This window comes from Streptomyces sp. NPDC085931 (assembly GCF_044540565.1).
Lineage (GTDB): Bacteria > Actinomycetota > Actinomycetes > Streptomycetales > Streptomycetaceae > Streptomyces.
On sequence record NZ_JBITSK010000034.1, the window covers coordinates 1 to 1,376 of the forward strand.

At 56.8% G+C, this 1,376-nt stretch carries 2 rRNA genes; both read left to right on the plus strand.

What is annotated here, in order from left to right:
* Nucleotides 1-1,172, plus strand: a 23S ribosomal RNA gene (locus tag ACIGAN_RS35695); the annotation flags it as partial.
* 90 nt (nucleotides 1,173-1,262) lie between these two features.
* A 5S ribosomal RNA gene (gene rrf, locus ACIGAN_RS35700) occupies nucleotides 1,263-1,376 on the plus strand; the annotation flags it as partial.

Below are 1,376 nucleotides of genomic sequence, written 5' to 3' on the forward strand. Positions count from 1 at the left end.
GAGCTGGGGGTGGCCGCAGAGACCAGCGAGAAGCGACTGTTTACTAAAAACACAGGTCCGTGCGAAGCCGTAAGGCGATGTATACGGACTGACGCCTGCCCGGTGCTGGAACGTTAAGGGGACCGGTTAGCTCCATTTCGGTGGGGCGAAGCTGAGAACTTAAGCGCCAGTAAACGGCGGTGGTAACTATAACCATCCTAAGGTAGCGAAATTCCTTGTCGGGTAAGTTCCGACCTGCACGAATGGCGTAACGACTTCTCGACTGTCTCAACCATAGGCCCGGTGAAATTGCACTACGAGTAAAGATGCTCGTTTCGCGCAGCAGGACGGAAAGACCCCGGGACCTTTACTACAGTTTGATATTGGTGTTCGGTTCGGCTTGTGTAGGATAGCTGGGAGACTGTGAAGCTTGGACGCCAGTTCAGGTGGAGTCGTCGTTGAAATACCAGTCTGGTCGTGCTGGATGTCTAACCTGGGTCCGTGATCCGGATCAGGGACAGTGTCTGATGGGTAGTTTAACTGGGGCGGTTGCCTCCTAAAGGGTAACGGAGGCGCCCAAAGGTTCCCTCAGCCTGGTTGGCAATCAGGTGTTGAGTGTAAGTGCACAAGGGAGCTTGACTGTGAGACCGACGGGTCGAGCAGGGACGAAAGTCGGGACTAGTGATCCGGCGGTGGCTTGTGGAAGCGCCGTCGCTCAACGGATAAAAGGTACCCCGGGGATAACAGGCTGATCTTCCCCAAGAGTCCATATCGACGGGATGGTTTGGCACCTCGATGTCGGCTCGTCGCATCCTGGGGCTGGAGTCGGTCCCAAGGGTTGGGCTGTTCGCCCATTAAAGCGGTACGCGAGCTGGGTTTAGAACGTCGTGAGACAGTTCGGTCCCTATCCGCTGTGCGCGTAGGAGTCTTGAGAAGGGCTGTCCCTAGTACGAGAGGACCGGGACGGACGAACCTCTGGTGTGCCAGTTGTTCTGCCAAGGGCATGGCTGGTTGGCTACGTTCGGGAGGGATAACCGCTGAAAGCATCTAAGCGGGAAGCCTGCTTCGAGATGAGGACTCCCACCTCCTAGAGAGGGTAAGGCTCCCAGTAGACGACTGGGTTGATAGGCCGGATATGGAAGCCAGGTAACTGGTGGAGTTGACCGGTACTAATAGGCCGAGGGCTTGTCCTCAGTTGCTCGCGTCCACTGTGTTGGTTCTGAAACCACGAACAGCCCCATGCCATGGTCACGGTGTGGTGCGGCTGGACAGTTTCATAGTGTTTCGGTGGTTATAGCGTAGGGGAAACGCCCGGTTACATTCCGAACCCGGAAGCTAAGCCTTACAGCGCCGATGGTACTGCAGGGGGGACCCTGTGGGAGAGTAGGACGCCGCCG